Source organism: Natronococcus jeotgali DSM 18795, from assembly GCF_000337695.1.
GTDB classification, from domain to species: domain Archaea; phylum Halobacteriota; class Halobacteria; order Halobacteriales; family Natrialbaceae; genus Natronococcus; species Natronococcus jeotgali.
This window is the reverse complement of record NZ_AOIA01000126.1, coordinates 31,566-50,594: the sequence shown is the minus strand read 5'-3', so window position 1 is coordinate 50,594 and position 19,029 is coordinate 31,566. Positions and strand designations below refer to the sequence as shown.

The 19,029-nt window shown below is 66.6% G+C and carries 16 protein-coding genes and 1 pseudogene; 11 read left to right on the top strand and 6 right to left on the bottom strand.

All coding sequences use genetic code 11. The features are described from left to right. Positions 1 to 23 precede the first annotated feature (23 nt). Both C492_RS14315 and C492_RS14310 read left to right on the top strand, forming a co-directional pair. On the top strand, positions 24 to 959 hold the full coding sequence (locus tag C492_RS14315) for an alpha/beta hydrolase (protein WP_008424784.1): 936 nt from the start codon (positions 24 to 26) through the stop codon (positions 957 to 959). Between the two features lie 328 nt (positions 960 to 1,287). Next, positions 1,288 to 2,817, top strand: a complete 1,530-nt coding sequence (locus tag C492_RS14310; protein ID WP_008424782.1) for an outer membrane protein assembly factor BamB family protein — start codon at positions 1,288 to 1,290, stop codon at positions 2,815 to 2,817. Between the two features lie 59 nt (positions 2,818 to 2,876). Here the strand turns inward: C492_RS14310 and C492_RS14305 are convergent, their stop codons facing one another. The 4 genes from C492_RS14305 to C492_RS14290 all read right to left on the bottom strand — a co-directional run bounded on the left by C492_RS14305 (position 2,877) and on the right by C492_RS14290 (position 8,974). Next, positions 2,877 to 4,982: a dipeptide ABC transporter ATP-binding protein gene (locus C492_RS14305; RefSeq protein WP_008424780.1), complete on the bottom strand. Its 2,106-nt coding sequence runs from the start codon at positions 4,980 to 4,982 to the stop codon at positions 2,877 to 2,879. Next, complete coding sequence (locus C492_RS14300; protein WP_008424779.1) at positions 4,979 to 5,899, bottom strand: ABC transporter permease; 921 nt, start codon at positions 5,897 to 5,899, stop codon at positions 4,979 to 4,981. Before C492_RS14300 ends, C492_RS14305 begins: the two co-directional genes overlap by 4 nt. Further along, positions 5,896 to 6,891 (bottom strand): ABC transporter permease, encoded by a 996-nt coding sequence (locus C492_RS14295; protein ID WP_008424776.1) that lies wholly within the window; start codon positions 6,889 to 6,891, stop codon positions 5,896 to 5,898. Before C492_RS14295 ends, C492_RS14300 begins: the two co-directional genes overlap by 4 nt. 154 nt (positions 6,892 to 7,045) lie before the next feature. Further along, positions 7,046 to 8,974, bottom strand: coding sequence for an ABC transporter substrate-binding protein (locus C492_RS14290; protein ID WP_008424774.1), 1,929 nt, complete (start codon positions 8,972 to 8,974; stop codon positions 7,046 to 7,048). 202 nt (positions 8,975 to 9,176) lie between these two features. Between C492_RS14290 and C492_RS14285 the strand changes: the two are divergent. Next, positions 9,177 to 9,556, top strand: a pseudogene (locus C492_RS14285) (transposase); the annotation flags it as partial. 155 nt (positions 9,557 to 9,711) lie between these two features. Here the strand turns inward: C492_RS14285 and C492_RS14280 are convergent. Next, positions 9,712 to 10,896 carry a sodium:calcium antiporter gene (locus C492_RS14280; protein ID WP_083898853.1) on the bottom strand — a complete coding sequence of 395 codons (1,185 nt, stop codon included), beginning with the start codon at positions 10,894 to 10,896 and terminating at the stop codon, positions 9,712 to 9,714. A gap of 192 nt (positions 10,897 to 11,088) precedes the next feature. Next, positions 11,089 to 11,739 (bottom strand): helix-turn-helix domain-containing protein, encoded by a 651-nt coding sequence (locus C492_RS14275; protein WP_008424758.1) that lies wholly within the window; start codon positions 11,737 to 11,739, stop codon positions 11,089 to 11,091. A gap of 272 nt (positions 11,740 to 12,011) precedes the next feature. On the opposite strand from C492_RS14275, the gene C492_RS14270 reads away from it, so the two are divergent. The 8 genes from C492_RS14270 (at position 12,012) to C492_RS14235 (ending at position 18,992) form a co-directional block, all read left to right on the top strand. After that, complete coding sequence (locus C492_RS14270; protein WP_008424756.1) at positions 12,012 to 12,800, top strand: class I fructose-bisphosphate aldolase; 789 nt, start codon at positions 12,012 to 12,014, stop codon at positions 12,798 to 12,800. A 126-nt stretch (positions 12,801 to 12,926) separates the two neighbouring features. Beyond that, complete coding sequence (gene glpR, locus C492_RS14265; RefSeq protein ID WP_049893080.1) at positions 12,927 to 13,694, top strand: HTH-type transcriptional regulator GlpR; 768 nt, start codon at positions 12,927 to 12,929, stop codon at positions 13,692 to 13,694. Then, positions 13,691 to 14,614: a 1-phosphofructokinase gene (pfkB, locus tag C492_RS14260; RefSeq protein ID WP_008424753.1), complete on the top strand. Its 924-nt coding sequence runs from the start codon at positions 13,691 to 13,693 to the stop codon at positions 14,612 to 14,614. The genes glpR and pfkB overlap by 4 nt, the downstream gene beginning before the upstream one ends. A 236-nt stretch (positions 14,615 to 14,850) precedes the next feature. Next, positions 14,851 to 16,026, top strand: a complete 1,176-nt coding sequence (locus C492_RS14255; RefSeq protein WP_049893075.1) for a PTS fructose transporter subunit IIC — start codon at positions 14,851 to 14,853, stop codon at positions 16,024 to 16,026. 39 nt (positions 16,027 to 16,065) lie between these two features. After that, positions 16,066 to 16,542 carry a PTS sugar transporter subunit IIA gene (locus C492_RS14250; protein WP_008424750.1) on the top strand — a complete coding sequence of 159 codons (477 nt, stop codon included), beginning with the start codon at positions 16,066 to 16,068 and terminating at the stop codon, positions 16,540 to 16,542. After that, positions 16,539 to 16,826 carry an HPr family phosphocarrier protein gene (locus C492_RS14245; RefSeq protein WP_008424747.1) on the top strand — a complete coding sequence of 96 codons (288 nt, stop codon included), beginning with the start codon at positions 16,539 to 16,541 and terminating at the stop codon, positions 16,824 to 16,826. The genes C492_RS14250 and C492_RS14245 overlap by 4 nt, the downstream gene beginning before the upstream one ends. Before the next feature lie 4 nt (positions 16,827 to 16,830). Beyond that, on the top strand, positions 16,831 to 18,531 hold the full coding sequence (gene ptsP, locus C492_RS14240; RefSeq protein WP_008424745.1) for a phosphoenolpyruvate--protein phosphotransferase: 1,701 nt from the start codon (positions 16,831 to 16,833) through the stop codon (positions 18,529 to 18,531). Beyond that, positions 18,528 to 18,992, top strand: a complete 465-nt coding sequence (locus C492_RS14235) for a PTS fructose transporter subunit IIB (RefSeq protein ID WP_008424740.1) — start codon at positions 18,528 to 18,530, stop codon at positions 18,990 to 18,992. Before ptsP ends, C492_RS14235 begins: the two co-directional genes overlap by 4 nt. The last annotated feature ends 37 nt before the right edge of the window (positions 18,993 to 19,029 follow it).

Here is a 19,029-nt window from a genome sequence, read left to right as displayed (position 1 = left end):
TTCGGCTCTCCGAATCGTCCGGTATGCAAGCCGATCGGATCGATCCGCAGGCGAAGGAGGCCCTCGAGCGCCAGGAGCGGTTCTCGCTCCCGCGCAGTCGCCGCGGCCTGAAGGTCGTCCGACTCCTCGCTCGGGCGACGATGTGGTACCAGAACAGATCCCCGCCGAGCGTCGGGAAGACGGTGGACGGCACGATCCCCGGACCCGCGGGGGACCTCGACGTCCGACTCTACCTCCCGAACGCGGACGGTCCCTTCCCCACGGTCGTGTTCTTCCACGGCGGCGGCTACGTCCTGGGCAGCATCGCGACCCACGACTGGCTGTGCCGACGGCTCACCCGCGAGAGCGACTGTGCCGTTCTCTCCGTCGACTACCGGCTCGCCCCCGAGAACCCCTTCCCCGCGGCGGTCGAGGACGCCTACGCCGCCGTCGAGTGGACGGCCGCACACCCCGACGCGGTCGCCGGGAACGGACGGATCGCCGTCGCGGGTGACTCCGCCGGCGGAGCCCTCGCCGCCGTCGCCGCGCTCATGGCCGCCGAGCGAGACGGCCCCGAGATCGAGTATCAGGCGTTGCTGTACCCCAGCGTCGGCATCGAGGCGGACCAGCCCTCGGTTCGGGACCACGCCGGGATCGTCCTCGAGGCCGAGGACATGGAGTGGTTCCGGAGCTGCTACTACGAAAGCGACGTCCACGAGCGCAACCCGTACGCCGACCCGACGAACGCCGGGGACGTCTCGGGCGTCGCGCCCGCGACGGTCGTCACCGCGGGGTTCGACCCGCTGCGAGACGGCGGGCGGGCCTACGCCGAACAGTTCGTCGGCGACGGCGTCGCCACGCGCTACCGGAACTACGAGGCCATGATACACGGCTTCATGACGATGCGAGACGTCGATCGCGCTCGCGAGGCGATCGCTGCCGTCGGGGACGATCTCTCCGACGCCCTCGAGCACGACTGACCGATTCTCGAGCGACCGGGCGAGTACTCCGAGCGCACCCGTGGAGAACGGGTTCCGCGCTCGGTCCTCCCGCCCCGCTGGCGGCCGCTTAGCCACCGGCTAGGTTCCCCTTGGGTTCTCGTTAGATCCCCAGCGGACGCCGTCGTCTCCCTCGAGTCTGCACCGGCGTCGTCGGACGACCGCCTCGAGAGCGAACCGCGTACGCGCGATATATCGAGTCGCTGTCCCGATTGCACGCCGAAACCGCGTTCGTTCACCACAGTTGTAGAATAAGCAACGTTGATATATTCGGTCGATAGTAATGCGCCGTCCGCCGATTCGAACAGGTATGGAAAACTGGAATCGCCGCTCCGTGCTCGCGACTGGTGCGCTCTTCGCGGTCGGAACCGGGCTCGCCGCCGGGAAGCGTAAACGCACCGACGAACTGGCGTTCGTCGAGGCCGACGGCTGGTCGGCGAGCGACGGGGGGGCCCGGAACGCTCGCCGCGTCTCCGCACGCTCGATCGACGCGCCCGAGACCGTCGCCTGGCGGTACGACGGCGGCCGCGAACCGGTCGTCGTCGACGGCACCGTCTACCTCGGCGGGGAGACCGTCCGCGCGCTTGACGCGGCCACCGGGTCGCTCGAGTGGGAGACCGAAATCGACGGAACGAGCCCCGAGCTGGCCGTCGCGGGGGATACCGTCTACGCCGGGGGCGCGGAACTCGTCGCGCTCGAGGCGGGGACCGGGGACGTGCGGTGGTCGCGGTCGGTCGAGTCCGGCGAGGAGGTCGCCGCGCCGCTGCTCGGGTACGGGACCGCGTACGTCCTCGCGGCGGGCTCGCTGTACGCGTTCGACGCGAGCGACGGCACGCACCGCTGGGAGCTGGACGCAGTCAGCGTCAACGGACGGTCCATGCCGTTCCGGACGCACCCGTCCGGGATCGTCGCGGCGAACGGCGCGATCTGGGCGGTCCTCGAGGGAACCGGTTCCGACGGGCTGGCCGAGCTCGACCCCGAGACCGGCGAGACCCGGTGGAGCGGTCCGGTCGACGCCGGAACGGCCGCGCTCTCGGCGACCGAGCGGACGCTGCTGATCCAGAACAACAGCCACGAGGGAGTCTACGTCTTCGACGCCGAGACCAAGGAAACCGGAGCGCTCCTCAGCGACGCCTACGTCACCGCCGCCGCCGACGGCGTCGCGGTCACGCAGGGCCGCTACCAGGTCGGAGCGACCGCGATCGGCGGGTCGGACGCGACCGCGGGGTGGAGCCACGACGGCGCGTACACCCACGGGTTGCCCGTGATTGTCGGGGACACCGTCGTCGTCACGCACTCGACCCCGGGCCCCGAGACGGACGATGCCGTCGTCGGCTTCGACCTCGAGAACGGCGACGAGCGGTGGCGCTTCGTGTTCGACGACGGAGAGAACTGGAACGACGGCGCCGACGCCGACTACCTCGTCGTCGAGAACGACGCGATCTACGTTCCCCGTGGCACCGACCTCGTCGCGATTCGGCCGGACGACTGGGAGGGAGCCGAGCCCGAAGACGAGACCGAGACCGATCAGGAGGACTCGAGCGACGGGGAAGGGAGCGACGAATCAGACAAGGACGACGGGAACTCGAGCGACGGCGGCGCGGACGACGACGCGATCGACGGCTCCGAGGGTACCGGGAACGACACCGAAAACGAACGCGGCGACGAGAACGGATCGAGCGACGGAAACGGGACGGACGACGACGCGGGCGAGACCGGTAGCGACGGGGACGCCGACGGCACGCCCGGCTTTACGGTCGGCGCCGGGGCCGCCGGCGGCGCGCTCGGCCTCGAGTGGCTGCGCCGACGCGGACGCGCCGGGGACGACCTCGAGGAGTGATCGGCCTCCCGGACGCGGCGACGAGTCGCTGCTCCCGATCTCGAGGCCGAACGCGGGTCTCAGTCGTGTACCGAGTCGGCGTTCGCCGACGCCGGGACCTCACCGTCGTCGATCCCGTCCGCGTCCGCAGCGGTCGATTCGTCGTCGCGCTCCGGGAAGTAACACGCCGCCCGGTGACCCTCGTCGCCGGTTTCCTCGATACCCGGTTCGGCCTCCCGGCAGGCGTCTCGAGCCTTCGGACATCGCGGCGCGAACGCACAGCCCGACGGCAGATCGACCGGGTCCGGCGGTTCCCCGTCGAGCAGGACGCGCGTCCGATCGGCTGTCGGATCCTTTTCGGGCGCGGCCGAAAGCAGCGACGCCGTGTAGGGGTGTTTCGGCTGGGTCGCGATACGATCGACCTCCCCTTTCTCGATAACCCGACCCAGATACATGATCGCCAGCCGATCCGAGACCTGCATCAGACTCGCCAGATCGTGGGAGATGTAGACGATCCCGATGTCTTCCGTATCGGCCAACCCCCGAAGCAGGTTCAGCAGGTTGACCTTCAGCGAGACGTCGAGCATCGACGCGGGCTCGTCGCAGATGAGGAAATCCGGGTCGAGGACGAGCGCCTTCGCGACCGCGACGCGCTGGCGTTGGCCCCCCGAGAGTTCGTGGGGGTACTGATCGAGGAACGACTCGGCGGGGGTTAACCCCACCTTCTCGAGCGTCTCCACGATCGCTCGCTCCGTCTCGTCGGTGCGGTAGTCGTGGATCGTCAGCGGTTCGCCGACGAGCTTCCGAACCGTTTGGCGGGGATTCAGCGAATCGAACGGGTCCTGGAAGACGATCTGGACTTTGCGCCGGAACTCCTGTAGATTCCCGTTCTGATAGTGTTCGTAGGGCTCCCCGTCGAACGTCAGCTCGCCGTCGGTCGGATCCTCGAGCAGGGCGATCGTCTCGCCGAGCGTGGACTTTCCGCAGCCGCTCTCGCCGGCGACCCCGAGGATCTCCGACCGACGGACCGACAGCGAAACGCCGTCGACCGCCTTCACGTAGTCGGGTTCCTCGCCGCGGATCTTGCTCAGCAGCGAGCGACTCTGCTCGTAGTGTTTTTTCAGGCCGTCCGTCTCGAGGATGATTTCACCGCGATCGGAATCGGCGCTGCCGTCGTCGGGGATGCCCCACGTCTCCGGGTCGTCGGCCGCCTGTCGCATCTGTGCGGCCTCTTTGACGCGGTGGCAGGCCGAGCGGTGGTTCCGATTGGGGAGAGCAACCGGATCGGGGTGGGACGTCGCACACTCGTCGGTGGCGAACGGACAGCGATCCCGGAACACGCAGGACGTCGGCTCGCCGTTCAGGTTCGGCGGCGAGCCCGGGATCGCGACGGGGTCTTCGTCTTCCTCGTCGATCTCCGGGAACGAGTTCTTCAATCCCATCGTGTAGGGGTTGGTTGGATTGACCAGCACGTTGTCGACGCTACCCTGTTCCATGACCGTTCCGCCGTAGAGGATCGACAGCTCGTCACAGGTCTCGGCGATGACGCCGATCTCGTGGGTGATCAGCAACAGGGAGCTGTCCATCCGTTCCTGGATCTCGAGGATCTTGTCGATGATCTTGTCCTGGACGATGACGTCCAGCCCGGTCGTCGGCTCGTCGGCGATGATCAGGTCCGGCTCGAGAGCCAGCGCCATCGCGATGGTGACCCGCTGGCGCATCCCGCCGGAGAACTCGTGGGGGTAGTCGTCGATCCGGTCCGGGTCGAGGCCGACGATCTCGAACAGTTCCCGGACGCGGTCGCGGGCCTTCGCGTCCGTAACGTTGCGGTGCGTGTGGATCGCCTGCGCGATCTGATCGCCGGTCGACATCACGGGGTCGAGCGAGTCCATCGCGCTCTGGGGAATGTAGGCGATGTCCTCCCAGAGGACGTCCCGTCGCTCGGCCGCCGAAAGCGACGTGAGGTCCGTTCCGTTGAACTCGATCGTTCCGTGCTCGACGGTTCCGTTTCCGGGAAGCAAGCCGAGCAGCGCCTCCGCGACGGTGGATTTCCCGGACCCGGACTCGCCGGCGAGGCCGTAGTTGACGCCCTCGTCGATACTGAACGAGACGTCGTTGACCGCGTGGACTGTTTCGTCGTCGGTCGCGTACGTGACTTTGAGATCTTCGACGTTGAGTAGCGTCATTGGTCGGTCTGAATTTCGGGGTTGATGACTTCCTCGTAGGCTCGTCCGATGAGGAACACCGAGGTGGTTATCGCGGCGATACCGAGGGCCGGCGGGAGCACCCACCACCACGCGACGCGCATGTTGCCCGACTCGAACACCTGCCGGAGCATCCGGCCCCAGCTGGTCATCGTCGGATCGCCGAACCCGAGAAACGCCAGACTCGCCTGCGCGGCGATCGCCCAGGCGACGCCGTACGCGGTGTAGAGAAAGCCGATCGGCAACACGTTCGGCGCGACGTGGTACAGCATCGTCCGCAGGTTGCTCGCGCCGCTGGCTCGAGCGGATCTGACGAAGGTTCGTTCGCGGACCGACAACACCTCCGAGCGGACGACTCGCGCCGGCATCTTCCAGAGGAAGACGACGATGATCGCCGTAATCAGCCAGATGTTCGGCGTCATGAACGTGAGCAACAGCAGCGCCATCGGCATGAACGGCAGGGAAAACGTCAGGTCGGTCAGGCGCATCAGGACCTCGTCGACCCACCCGCCGTAGTAGCCGCTCACCACGCCGATGGCGAAGCCGAGCGCCCCCGTTCCCAGCCCGCCGAACAGGCCGACGATGAGGGTCGGTCGGGCGCCGGCGAGGAACTGGCTCAATACGTCCTTTCCGTAGGCCGTCGTCCCGAGGAACGCGTCCGCGCTCGGCGCCGACAGCCGAAGCACGGAGTTGGCGTCGCCGCGAACCGTGTACTCGATCGGGTCGTGAGGGGCCAGGAACGGCCCGAACAGCCCGAGGAACACGAACGCCGCGACGACGACCATCCCGGCGAACGCGAGCGGGTCTCGCCGGAGGAAGGCGAACTGATCCCGAACGATCGTCCACAGCGCGTCGACGCGCTCGTACAGTTCCGCCTCGGGTTTCGTTTCGGTGCTCATGCCGAGCTCCCTCCGTTCGTCGACACCGTCGGATCGAAGTACGCGTAGAGCACGTCCGCGAGGAGGTTCGCGATGATAACCGCCAGCGCCATGATGAAGACCGCGGCCTGTACCAGCGGGTAATCCTGCTGTTGGATGGCCAACACGAGTTCGCGGCCGATTCCGGGCCAGCTGAAGACGACCTCCAGCAGGATCAACCCCTGGAAGATCATGCCCAGACGCAGCGTGAAGTACGTCAGGATGGGTAGCATCGAATTCCGGCCGGCGCGGGCCAGCTGCTCCATCTCCGAGAGCCCCTTCGCCCGGTGGAGCTTGAGGAACTCCGACCCTCGCTTTTCGACGACGCCGTTGCGGGCCAGCAAGAGGAAATCGCCGCTGTAGTACAGAACGGCGACGGTAAACGGAAGGACGTAGTGGTGGAGGAAATCAAGCGAGACGAACGTCTCGAGGTAGCCGTCCGGCGTCGCCCGTATCGAGCGCATCCCGAGCGCCGGCACCACCTCGAGGTTGTACGCGAAGACGATGATGAAGAAAATGGCCGTGATGAACACCGGCGTCGAACGCAGCAGCGTCGTCGAGATGATGCTTCCCTTCTCGAGGCCGCTTCCTCGATTCCAGCCGGCGTACATCCCCAGTGCCGAACTCAGGATCGCCGTCGTCACCAGCGCGGGCACCAGCAGAATCAGCGAGTTGATCAGCCGCGGCTCGAGGACGTCCCAGACCGGCTGACTCCGGAGAATGGAGTAGCCGAACTGGAACGTCAGCAGGCTCGTCAGGTAGTTGACGTACTGCGCCCCGATCGACTGGTCGAGGCCGTACATCGCGCGGATCTCGTCGATCTGTTCCTGGTTCAGGTTCCCCGAGGTCACGAGCGCCTCGAACGGGCTCCCCGGAAGCAGTCGCAGGACGACGAAGATTATCGAGACCGCGACCAGCGTCAGCAGGATCGAGACCGCGAGTCGCTTGAACAGGAACCGCTGGAACTTCGTCATCGGTGCTCCCTCCCGTCGGCGGCTCGGCTCGAGGTCGTCGATCGCGGCGCGGCGATAGGCGATTCGTTACGGCCGCGCGACGTGTACTCGGACGGAACAGTGACGCGACCGGAGTTGTCCGCTCCGGATCGGTTTCGTCGGTCGGTCGTGTGTATCATCGTGATTCCTCCGTCTGTGAGAAGTCGGGTTGGTCGAGTTCTTCGCGGCGCCGATGCATGTTTCCGGGCTGAATGCGCTCGACGAACGCGCCCCACGCCTCGCCGTTCGGGTAGCGCAGGTTCCCGTCGTCGTCGCGCGTGTAGCCCGCTCGCTCCAGGACGCGTCGCGCCTCCTCGGGGTCGTAACTGTAGTCGCGTACGTCGGAGTTGTGCCACTGGGTGAGCGACGAGATCAGGTTCTCCCCGGGCGGCACCGTCGCCTGTCCCTGCAAGTAGTCCTCGACGAACCCGCTCGAGTCGACCGCCTTCGCGAGGGCGACGCGGAACTCCTTGTCCCGGATCAGCGGACACGAGAACATGAGTTTCATGATCAGCGGCGCGTAGCTACCGGCGGACATCTTCTCGACGCCGTCGGAACCGGCCGCGCGATCGGCCTGGAGGTCCGAGAGGTTCGTTCCGACCGCGTCGATCGAACCGCTCTGTAACGATCCGATCAGCGCGTCGACGTTGCTCACGTTGAGCCAGACGACGTTGTCGACGCCGGGGCCGCTCGCGGCCTGCTCGCCGAGCGCCTCGGCCCGCCACTCGTCGTCGAACATCCAGTGGCCGCCGTTGCGCGACGCCTCGAGTCGAGTCCCCTGCTCCCAGTTCTCGAACTGGAACGGACCGGTTCCGATCGGAGCGTCCGGATTGTGCTGGGACGGGTTGTCGACGGATTCCCACCGGTGTTTCGGGATGATGACGCTTCGGACGACCCGCTGGGTCATGAACGCCGCGTCTGGCTCGGTGAGGGTGAACCGTACCTCGTGGTCGCCGAGGACGTCGACCGATTCGATCGGTTCGTAAAATGGTACCTGGCTCGTCGACGCGTACTCGTCGTACAGTTCGACGGTGAACTTCACGTCCTCGGCGGTAAAGGCCTCGCCGTCGTGCCACTCGACGCCCTCGCGGAGCGAGAGTTCGACGGTCGTCTCGTCGACGAATTCGCCGTCCGTCGCCAGCGCGGGAACGACGTCGAGGTCCGGCGTCGCGTCGAACAGCCCGTCGTAGATGAACGTCAGTCGTTTCGCTTCCGCGCCGCCGGCGGCCCACGGCAGGTTCAGCGAGTTCATCGACGTCGAGACGCCCTTGACGTAAGTGCGGCTGTCCGTCTCGGGTTGGAGGTTCACCTCGGTCCAGACGAACGAATCCCCCGTGGGACCGTTCCCCGGCGTCTTCACGTACCCGGTCCACCGGTCCGTATTCGCCGCCGTGACGATATTCGGGAACAGCGTGACGAGCGCTCCGACGTCTTCGGCGAAGATCGCCTGGGCTTGATCGACGAGTTCCTCGCGTTCGTCCCGCTCGGTGGTCCGGGCCTGCTCGGTGAGAAGCTCCTGGAGCTCCGGGTGGTAGTAGTTGTCGTAATTCGAGAGCGATTCCTCGGTTACGCGCATCAACAACGGGTTGGGATCGAGGCCCCGCTGCGGATCGGGGCCCTGCGTACTCATCGAGATCGCCGCTTCGAGCCCCTTCGCCGTCCAACTCTGGGCGTAGAGCTGGTTCAGCGGGCGATCGTTGAGCTGGGCGGTGATTCCCAGATCGCTGAGACCCCGCTGCACCATCAACGCGTGCTCGCGCATCCAAGGATCGTCCTCGCTCGAGAACTCGACGGGCAGCGACTCGAGCGCCGCGCCGGCCGTCGCGCCGTAGTCCAGCGGCGGCGACTCCGCATCGACGGTGTCCCACTCCCGCCAGTACTGCGTCTCGACGGTTTCCGGAACGCCCTTGGGTACGTCCGGCTCGAGGCTTTGCGCCTGACCCCCGCTACAGCCCGCGAGCGCGCTCGACCCGAGCGCCCCGGCGGCCGCGGCGACGTACCCGCGCCGTGTGAGTCGATCGCCGCCCCCGGCGACCGATCCTTCATGATTTTCTTCGGCTGTCATCCACCACCACGTTACGGGCTATTCGGGATCGGTCTACTCCCGATCGGCGCCGATAGCTATCGTTCTTGAAGTGAGGGCAGATAGTAGCACGCCGTTCGGGACGAACGACGCGATCGCGCGAGCGAGGGAACGCCCGCGAGTTCGACCGTTCGAGGAGGTCGGCGCTCGAGTCGTTCGTACCAACCGCCGGTAGCGGACTAGCCTCGGTGATCGCGGTACCGGACAGCGGTACACGATCGTCGCGAAAGTCACAGACGAACCGACGACCCGACTGCTGTCGGCTGATCGCCAGGAGGAATCGTTGACCGTCTGTACGACGGCTCTCGAGTGTACGAACCACTCGAAGAGGACGACGTATTCGACCGCAGTTACGTCGTCCACGGCGGCGAATACGCTGACGATGAGGTCCACGTCAACACCTGCGAAAGCCACGCGTCGCTGACGCGAGGAGAGCTCTCATCCCTCGAGGGTTCTCGAAAGACGAGCTGACGCAGTATCTCAGAACGGTTCAAACTGCGGTGGAAGGTATACGGAAAGCCGGGACGAAACGCGCTCAAACACGCTATTCAAACGACGCTCTGAAATCAACGATATGCTATCTCGGCACAGTTGTCACGACCCGTCAGCATCCACCAAGCGAAGCGATAACACTCCCTGAAGAAGTTCGTTGATACGACTCTCCACTGGGAAGTACCCCGAGGCACTCGCCTTGTTACCCCTGTAGAGTCCGAACAGAATCACCCGCTGATCGGCACCCCGCCGAACACGAGGATCGCGATCACCCAGTAGGCGACGTACATCCCGCCGAGCAAGACGCCGTGCCACCGCTTTAGCTTGCCTCCGTAGAGGAAGTACGCGGCGAGGGCCGTGACGATGATCACCGACGGGAGGTGAAACGTGAGCACGGAACGGGAGATCTCGAGATCGCTCAGGAGCATGATGATCCCGACGTTTCCGGTGACCGAGAAGAGGACGCTCCCGATGACGTTTCCGACGCCGATCTCGGGGACGCCGCGCCGAACCGGCTCGATCGTCAGCATGACGTCCTCGAAGGTGAGAATCACCGTCAGTATCGTCGCGCCGAAGACGGTCTCCTCGACGCCGAAGCCGTCGACGACGACCTCCGAGCCCGCTTCCAGCAGCATCGACGCGAGGACGATACCCGCCAGCGCGAGGATCGACAGCGAGAGCCAGATCCATCCGGCGGCCGAGCGACCGCTCACGAGGCGGTCCTCGGGGATCTGCGAGACCGACGACGGGAGGACGACGCCCCCGTCGGCCTGGATCTCCTCGCCGAGTTCGGTGTTTCGGAAGACGGGGGTGTCGCGTCGGTACTCGCGGACGATGATGTACGCGAACATCGCCACGAACGCCCCGAGCAACAGGAGACCGTGAATCAGCGTCAGCGTTCCGGCGAGAACGAACGGGATCAACAGTAGCGGCGCCGCCGCGAACAGAACGACGTAGTCGGTCGGGATATCGACCGGGAACGGCCTGATGATCGCCGCGAGCGCGAGCGTCACACCGACGATGGCCAACCCGGTGCCCAGCGCCGTCCCGAGTGCGGCCCCCTCGAGACCGCCGGCGGACAGCACGAGCGCGAGGATCGTATCGTCGAACTCGAAACCCGTAAACACGATCGCGAGCGCGAACAGCGACACTTTCAACCCGAAGGCCGTCCGGGTGAGATAGCTGATCAGTTTCTCGACGCAGACGGTCAACAGGAGCGCGCCCGCGACGAGAACGAACACCGCGCCGAGTACCCCCTGCCCCTCGACGAACTCCTCTATCGCACCCTCGATGCCGCCTTCACCCTCTTCTTCCTCCACCTCACTTCCCTCCTGTGCGAGGACGGGAGATATCGTCAGCGAAACGGCGAGTACCAGCGCGAGCCCAACGGTGAGGATCTTGACCCAATCCATGCTGGCACACTCCACGTGGTGTGTTATTAATGCTCGATATCATGTACGGTATCCCGTTGAACAACCGTACACGCGCTCGTCGCGTACGCTGGAACGGGCGCCGTCTCCGCTCCGGAGGCTGCGGTGTTGCGCCCGTTCGAGGGTCGATCTCCGAGTATCCGACGGCGGGGCGCGATCCGCTCCGAGGGTGACTTACTCCCGCGGCCCGTAGATCAGCTCGAGCAACGTTCGTTCGGCCGTTCGGAGGCGCTCGCTCGCCGTCGACTGGGCGACGCCGAGTTCCTCCGCGAGGTCGGTCGCGGACGCCTCGCGAGGGATATCGAAGTAGCCGTGGTCGTACGCCGTCTCGAGGACCGCCAGCTGTTCCTCGGTGAGCTTCGAGACGAGGACCTCGGTCAGTCGACCGCTGTCGAGCGGTTCGCCGGGCTCCTCGTTCCGGCTTACCGCCAGGAGGTCGAACTCGCCGAGCGTCTCCTGGACGGCGTCGGCCATCGAGCGGAACCGGTCCCAGTCGCGCGTCGTCGCCACGATTTCGAAGCTGCCGTTCTGGAGGACGATGCGGTTCGGAATCGCCTCCTGGCGCAGGATCAAGCTCAGAACGAACGGGTAGGACTCGGTGGCGAGGATCGTCAGCCGCCGGAGATCGAGATTCTCCGACGCGGTCGGCACGGTACTGGCGTAAAACAGCGAGGTGCCCGGGATCTCCGCGAGGATCGTCTCCGGATCGAAGTCGGCGTCCGACGCGACGGTCAGGGATTCGATCCACGTGCCGTCCTCGACGTAGAACGCGTTGTCGAGCTCGATGCTCCGTGGCTCGTCCAGCTCCCGGTAGAGCTTCGCCATCACGCCCGTCGGCGCGGTCGTAAACTCGACGCGTAGAATTGGCGGTCCCCCTACGCGGACGAATCGAGCCCGATTATATATATCTCACGATGGGGTGGCCGGGGGAGACGGCGCTCGATACTCGAGGGCCGAACGAGACGAGGTCGCGTGCGCCCGTCGGATATCGGCCGAGGCGACCGCGCTGTTCGTTTGAACGATTATCGCGCGAGTACCGGTACTAAACAATCATATACGGTACTATTTAGGCACTATCAGTACGTATTTCTGATCGAATGCGACAGTTAACCGAGACACCGCTCGTACGGGACGGGAAGTCGATCATTCTCGCACACGACCACGGACTCGAGCACGGGCCCGCCGCCTTCGAGGACGTTCCGGAGCGGCTGGATCCGCGGACGGTGTTCGAACTGGCCACCCACGACGCCGTCACCGGGTTCGCGGTCCAGAAGGGGCTGGCGGAGACGTACTACCCGTCCTACGAGGAGGACGTAAACCTGCTGGCGAAGCTCAACGGCACCAGCAGCCTCTGGATGGGCGAGCCCTACTCCCCGCAGACGTGCTCGGTGGAGTACGCCCTCGAGCTCGGCGCCGACGCCGTCGGGTACACGGTGTACCCGGGGACGAACCGCGAGACGGAGATGTTCGAGGAGTTCCGGGACGTCCAGGAGCGAGCCCGCGAGCGAGACGTCCCCGTGGCCATGTGGTCGTACCCGCGCGGGCAGGCGCTGAAGGAACACCGCAAGCCGGCGGTCATCTCCTACGCGACCCGCATCGCCCTCGAGCTCGGGGCGGACATCGCGAAGGTGAAGTACCCCCGCAGCGGTCGGGCGATGGCCGACGCGGTCGCCGCGGCGGGCGACGTCAACGTCGTTCTGAGCGGCGGATCCAAGACCGACGACCGCGAGTTCCTCTCGCTGGTCGAGACGGCGATGGACGCCGGCGCCAGCGGCCTGGCGGTCGGCCGGAACGTCTGGCAGCGCGAGAACCCCGAGCGGATCCTCGACGCGCTCGAGGCGGTGGTCTTCGAGGAGGCGACGGCCGACGAGGCGCTCCCCGAGTGAGCCCGCGTCGACCCGGGGCCGTCACCGCCGGAACCGGTACCTCGCCCGACCGAAATCGATCAGAAACGATCACAGACAGATAACGATATGAACGCCGCCGCGCTAGAAGCGCACAAGCGACTCACTATGCTACCTGCAGTCAGAAAGCGCGAGATCGTCGAGTTGGTCTCCGAACGAGGGGAGTGTTCCGTCGCCGAGCTCGCGGATCGGATGGACTGTTCGAAGGCGACGATCCGACGCGATCTCAGCGACCTCGAGGACAGGCAGCTGATCGAGCGCTCTCACGGCGGTGCGGTCCCGGTGACCACCGTCGGGAACGAACAGACCTACGGCCAGAAGGAGGTCCAAAACCTCGACGCCAAGATGCGAATCGCCGAACGGGCGGCCGAGGAGATCACCGAGAACCAGGTCGTCTTCTTCGACTCGGGGTCGACGACGATGCAGGTGGCCAAGAACGCACCCGGCGACAGGTCGTTTCTCGCGGTGACGAACTCGCCGGTGCTCGCGATCGAGCTGGGCGAGCAGGCCCACGACGTGAAACTCACCGGGGGATCGCTCCGGCACGAAACCCGCGCGCTCACCGGTCCGAGCGCGGAGCGGTTCATGGAGCGAACGAACTTCGATCTGTTGTTTCTGGGGACGAACGCGATCGGGCCGTCCGAGGGGCTGATGACGCCGAACGAGGACGAAGCGCGGTTGAAATCACTCATGATCGAGAACGCGGGTCGGGTCGTCCTCGTCTCGGACGGCTCCAAACTCGGAAAGCAGAGCTTCGTGAAGTTCGCCGAGCTGACGGAGATAGACATGTTCATCACCGATACGACGCTGACCGACGAGCAGTACGAACCGTTCGAAAGCGCCGACGTGGAGGTCGTCCGGGTGGTCGAGCAGTGATCCTCACGGTAACGCTCAACCCGGCGGTCGACCACACGGTCGGCGTCGATAGCCTTCCCGAATCCGGCCGGGTCGCGCGGGCCAACGACGCGCGCATCGATCCCGGCGGCAAGGGGATCAACGTCTCGAAGTACCTCGTCGAGTTAGGAACCGAGACGGTCGCGACGGGCCTCGTCGGCGATTTTCTCGGGGAGTTCATTCGAGACGGCCTGGCCGACGGACGGATCGAGAGCGATTTCGTCGAGATCGACGGACGAACTCGGCTCAACACCACGGTCCTGACCGAGGACGCGGAGTTCAAGATCAACCACGCCGGGCCGACGGTCTCCGAGCGCGCGATCGACGACCTGCTGCGTACCGTCGAGCGCAACGAGCCCGATACCGTCGTCGTCGGCGGGAGTCTCCCGCCGGGTCTCGACTCCGACGCGATCGATCGGATTTCTCGAGCCGGGGAGTGGGAGACCGTCGTCGACGTCGGCGGGGACCGCCTCGCGGAGCTCGACGCGTCCTACGCGCTGTGCAAACCCAACCGCGAGGAGCTCGCGGCGGCGACGGGGCAACCGACTCGCACCCTCGAGGAGTGTTACGACGCGGTCGCGCAGCTCCGAGAACGGGGGTACGATCGGGTCGTCGCGTCGCTGGGGGCCGACGGGGCGATCATGGCGACGCCGGACGATCGCTTTCACGCGGCGGCCCTCGAGACCGACGTCGTCGATACGGTCGGCGCCGGGGACTCGTTGCTGGCGGGGGTGCTGTCGGCGCTGGACCGGGGCGCTCCGGACCGCGAGGCGCTCCGGACGGGGATGGCGGTTGCGTCGCGCGTCGTCTCCGTTCCGGGCACCGATATCCCGCCGCTCGACGACGCGGCGGGTTCGATCGATCGCGTCTCGATCTCGAGCCCCGAGGTCGGCTCCCGGTAGCCGACGACTGGTTGTGAGCGAGCGCTCGTGCAGTGTGCATACTACTTTCGTTTTTGATCGAACATCAACGCGACCACCAAGCCGGTTTCTCGACGCGATATCCCGGTAATTTCCGTGATATTCGCGTGAATATCCGATCGTAGCGTGAACATCACGGATATTAATCCATACTAGACGATCAGAAAAGATCGTATTCGAAGACTACTTTGAATAATAGGTAGGAACTAGGGTAGAGCATGGCACCAGCAGACAAAGCAGAGAGCGCACTCCGGTCACACGTCACCTCGGTTAAGGAAGACGTAATGACCGGCGTGTCGTTCATGATTCCGTTCGTCACGATAGGGGGGATTTTCCTGGCCGTGGCGTTCATGGTCGCCGAACTCCCGTTCACGGAGGCGACTACCGAGACGGTGTTCGAAGCGGAGGGGAGCTTCGCGTGGTACCTGGCCGAGATCGGAAACCTCGGCCTGACGATCATGATCCCTATTCTAGGGGCCTACATCGCCTACGCGATCGCTGACAGGCCCGGACTCGCGCCCGGTTTCATCCTCTCGTGGGCGATCCAGCAGGAACAGCTCATCGAGGCCGCCGGGACTCTCGTCGGGTTCTCGGCCGACGGCGCCGTCGCCGGCTTCCTCGGTGCGCTGGTCGCCGGTCTCCTCGCCGGTCACGTCGCCCGCTGGATGAAGGGGTGGCCGGTTCACTCCGTCATCGAACCGATGATGCCGGTGCTGATCATCCCGGTACTCACCACGGCGTTTCTGGCGCCGCTCGTCATCGTCGGCCTGGGGGTGCCGATCGCGATCGTCGACGACGCGCTGACGACGTTCCTTCAGGGGATGGAGGGAGCGAACGCGCTCCTTCTGGGCGCGATCCTCGGCGCGATGATGGCGGCGGACATGGGCGGCCCGATCAACAAGGTCGCCTACGTGTTCGGCGCCGCGCTCGTCGGCGACCAGATCTTCGGCCCGATGGCCGCGGTGATGATCGCCGGCATGACGCCGCCGCTCGGCCTGGCGCTGTCGAACTTCATCGCACCCCAGAAGTACTCCGCCGAAATGTACGAAAACGCCAAGGCGGCGGTTCCCCTCGGCCTGGCGTTTATCACCGAGGGTGCCATTCCCTACGCCGCGGCCGACCCGCTGCGTGTGATCCCGAGCGCCGTGATCGGCAGCGCGACAGCCGGCGCCACCGCACTCTGGCTCGGCGTCACCATGCCCGCACCCCACGGCGGGATCTTCGTGTTCCTCCTGTCGAACAGCGCGTTGCTCTTCCTCGCCTGCATCGCACTCGGGACGATCGTTACCGCGGTCGTCGCGACGGCGATCAAACCGGACTTCGAGAAGACCGTCGCCGACGTCGAAACCGAAACGGGACCGAACGCTCAAGCGACGGCCCGGACTAACGACTAACGAATCGACGCGACCCGATGTCGACTCCACGACACCATCATGACCGAAACACTCAACGAAGACCGCATCGACACGCTCGCCCCGACCGACCACATCGCGCTCGATTCGGCGCCCGCGGACAAGCGCGCCTGCATCGAGTACCTCCTCGACTTGCTCGTCGACGCGGGGCGCGTCGAGGACCGCGACGCGGCCCTCGAGGCGCTGCTCGCACGCGAAGAGGAGACGACCACCGGCGTCGGCATGGGAATCGGGATTCCCCACGCCCAGACCGACGCCGTCGCGGAACCGTCCGTGGCGTTCACCCGTTCGGAAACCGGCGTCGACTTCGGCTCGATGGACGACGAGCCCGCGCGCCTGATCTTCATGATCCTCGTCCCCGAGTCCGGCGCCGACGACCACCTCTCGATCCTGAGCACGCTCTCGCGGGCGCTCATGCACGAGGAGACCCGCGAGGCGCTGTACGACGCGGACACGCCCGCCGAGGTACAGGCCGTGCTGAAGGAGGCGGTAGCATGAGCAGCGAACGCACCGTGACGATCGTCCCCGAGGCGGGACTGCACGCCCGTCCCGCCGCGAAGTTCGTCGAGACTGTCAACGAGCACGACTCGGACGTGCGGATCGGATACGGCGACGACGAGCCGATCTCGGCGGGCAGCATGATCGCGGTGACGAGCCTCGGCGCCGAATCCGGCGAAGACGTCCGGCTGATCGCGGACGGCCCCGACGAGGAGGCGGCGCTCGACGCCCTCGAGCGCGTCCTGACCACGCCCGAGGACGAACTGGCCGACGCCGAGGGCTAATCCGATGACCGAACGCACGCTCACCGGAACCGGTGCGACGCCGCGCTCGGGCGTCGGGACGGTCGTCTGGTACAGCCCGGACGCCGACCTTCCCGACCCCGACGAGGCGACCGCCGACCCCGACACCGAACGCCGACGGTTCGAGGACGCGCGCGAGACCGCCCGAAGCGAACTGGAAGCCGAGCGCGAACGGACCGCCGAGCGCGTCGGCGACCAGGAGGCCGAGGTCTTCGACGCGCACCTGCAGTTCCTCGCGGACCCGCAGATCGAGGACGGGGTCGAGGGCGCGCTCGAGGACGGACTGCCCGCCGAACACGCGGTGCAGCGCGCGTTCGCCGACCCGATCGAGCAGTTCGAGGGGATGGACGGACGCACGGCCGAGCGCGCCGACGACCTCCGGGACGTCCGCGATCGGCTCGTTCGGATCCTCGTCGGCGGCGACCGGGTCGATCTCGGCGACCTTCCGGAGGGATCGGTCGTCCTGGCCGAGCGGCTCACGCCGAGCGACACCGCCCAGCTCGATCCGGACCGCGTCGCCGGGTTCGCCACCGCTACGGGAGGACGGACCTCCCACGCCGCGATCTTCGCCCGATCGCTGGCGCTCCCGGCCGTGGTCGGCGTCGGCGACGACCTGCACGACGTCGACGAGGGCGCGACGGTCGTCGTCGACGGCGAGGGCGGCGAACTCGTCGTCGAGCCGAGCGACGAGCGCCGCGAGGCCGCACATGAAACCCACGACGTCGAGATCCGTGAAGAGGCGGTGACGACCGCCGACGGCGCCGAGATCGAGGTCGCCGCGAACGTCGGCCAGCCGGCCGAACTCGAGGGTGCGAAGGCCCGGGGCGCCGACGGCGTCGGGCTCTACCGCACCGAGTTCCTGTTTCTCGACCGCGAAACCCCGCCCGACGAGGACGAACAGTACGAGACCTACCTCGAGGCGCTCGAGACGTTCCCGGACGGTCGCGTGGTCGTCCGGACGCTCGATATCGGCGGCGACAAGCAGATCCCCTACCTCGAGCTGCCCGAGGAGGAGAACCCGTTCCTCGGCGAGCGCGGGATCCGCCGCTCGCTCGGCCCGGACGCCGACCTCTTCGAGACGCAGCTCCGGGCGCTGCTCCGGGCGGCCGCGGACGGCGACGGGCGGCTGGCGGTCATGTTCCCGCTCGTCGCGACGCCCGAGGAGCTGACCGCCGCGCTCGAGACCGTCGACGCGGTCGCGGACGCCCTCGAGGACGAGGGGGTCGACTACGCGATCCCCGAACTCGGCGTCATGATCGAGACGCCCGGGGCCGTCTTCACGGCGCCCGAGCTCGCCGAGCGGGTCGACTTCCTCAGCATCGGGACGAACGACCTCACCCAGTACGTGATGGCCGCGGCGCGCGAAAACGAACGCGTCGCCGAGCTCCGGGATCCGCGCCACCCCGCCGTACTGCGAGCCGTCGCCCGAGCCGTCGAGGCGGCCCACGAGCGCGACGCCTGGATCGGGATGTGCGGGGAGATGGCCGGCGACCCCGAGCTGACCGAACTCCTCGTCGGGCTCGGGCTCGACGAGCTCAGCATGAGCGCGGTCACCGTCCCGGACGTCAAGGCCGCGGTGGAGGCGACCCGCACGGACGAGGCGGCCGAGCTCGCCTCGGCGGCGCTCGAGGCGGCAACCGGCGCACAGGTTACCGAACGCATCGAATCTACCACACCAGACCAATGAAACTCGTCGCAGTCACCTCCTGTCCGACCGGTATCGCACACAGCCAGATGGCGGCCGAAAACCTCGAGACGACCGCCGAGGAGCGCGGTCACGACATCAAAGTCGAAGTCCAGGGCGCGATGGGCGCCGAGAACGAGTTGACGGCCGCGGAGATCGAGGACGCCGACGCGGTCATCGTCGCCGCGGACACGGCGGTCAACCGCGACCGCTTCGAGGGCAAACCCCTCGTCAAGGGAACGGTCAAGGACGCGGTCAACGACGTCGACGGGCTGATCGAACGGGCGATCGAGAAGGCCGAGGCCGGTGAAACCGGCGTTACCGACGTCTCCGAGGGCGAAAGCGCCGAAGGGACCGAGGAGGCCGGATCGACCTCGACGGACGATACCGACGCCGAACGCGAACAGCTCGGGGGCGACCCGTCGAAGGGACTGTTCGCCCGCATCCGGAGGCTGTTCTCGTGAGCGGTGCCGACGGAGTCGAATCCGCCGCGGAGACGAG

Coding starts and splice junctions, on each gene's coding strand:
- C492_RS14315 (WP_008424784.1), top strand. CDS start 24: ATGCAAGCCGATCGGATCGATCCGCAGGCGAAGGAGGCCCTCGAGCGC.
- C492_RS14310 (WP_008424782.1), top strand. CDS start 1,288: ATGGAAAACTGGAATCGCCGCTCCGTGCTCGCGACTGGTGCGCTCTTC.
- C492_RS14305 (WP_008424780.1), bottom strand. CDS start 4,982: ATGACGCTACTCAACGTCGAAGATCTCAAAGTCACGTACGCGACCGAC.
- C492_RS14300 (WP_008424779.1), bottom strand. CDS start 5,899: ATGAGCACCGAAACGAAACCCGAGGCGGAACTGTACGAGCGCGTCGAC.
- C492_RS14295 (WP_008424776.1), bottom strand. CDS start 6,891: ATGACGAAGTTCCAGCGGTTCCTGTTCAAGCGACTCGCGGTCTCGATC.
- C492_RS14290 (WP_008424774.1), bottom strand. CDS start 8,974: ATGACAGCCGAAGAAAATCATGAAGGATCGGTCGCCGGGGGCGGCGAT.
- C492_RS14280 (WP_083898853.1), bottom strand. CDS start 10,896: ATGGATTGGGTCAAGATCCTCACCGTTGGGCTCGCGCTGGTACTCGCC.
- C492_RS14275 (WP_008424758.1), bottom strand. CDS start 11,739: ATGGCGAAGCTCTACCGGGAGCTGGACGAGCCACGGAGCATCGAGCTC.
- C492_RS14270 (WP_008424756.1), top strand. CDS start 12,012: ATGCGACAGTTAACCGAGACACCGCTCGTACGGGACGGGAAGTCGATC.
- glpR (WP_049893080.1), top strand. CDS start 12,927: ATGCTACCTGCAGTCAGAAAGCGCGAGATCGTCGAGTTGGTCTCCGAA.
- C492_RS14255 (WP_049893075.1), top strand. CDS start 14,851: ATGGCACCAGCAGACAAAGCAGAGAGCGCACTCCGGTCACACGTCACC.
- C492_RS14250 (WP_008424750.1), top strand. CDS start 16,066: ATGACCGAAACACTCAACGAAGACCGCATCGACACGCTCGCCCCGACC.
- C492_RS14245 (WP_008424747.1), top strand. CDS start 16,539: ATGAGCAGCGAACGCACCGTGACGATCGTCCCCGAGGCGGGACTGCAC.
- ptsP (WP_008424745.1), top strand. CDS start 16,831: ATGACCGAACGCACGCTCACCGGAACCGGTGCGACGCCGCGCTCGGGC.
- C492_RS14235 (WP_008424740.1), top strand. CDS start 18,528: ATGAAACTCGTCGCAGTCACCTCCTGTCCGACCGGTATCGCACACAGC.